Annotated in this window: 1 protein-coding gene; it reads left to right on the forward strand. The window is 72.1% G+C overall.

The window, feature by feature from the left end; translation table 11 throughout:
- A partial coding sequence (locus QN345_RS20435) for an acyl-CoA dehydrogenase family protein (RefSeq protein ID WP_323509283.1) occupies nucleotides 1–229 on the forward strand: 229 nt, incomplete at both ends.

Below are 229 nucleotides of genomic sequence, written 5' to 3' on the forward strand. Positions count from 1 at the left end.
CCTCGAACTCGAGGCCGCCGACAGCGGCTGGCGCACCCTGGTCTCTGTGCAGGGCTCGCTCGCCATGTCGGCGATCCACAAGTACGGGACTGAGGACCAGAAGCAGCGCTGGCTGCCCGGCATGGCCGCCGGCTCCCTCATCGGCTGCTTCGCCCTCACCGAACCGACCGGCGGCAGCGACCCCGCCGCGATGCGAACGACCGCCAGGCGCGAGGGCGACGACTGGGTG

The organism is Cryobacterium sp. 10I1 (assembly GCF_035019805.1).
GTDB classification, from domain to species: domain Bacteria; phylum Actinomycetota; class Actinomycetes; order Actinomycetales; family Microbacteriaceae; genus Cryobacterium; species Cryobacterium glucosi.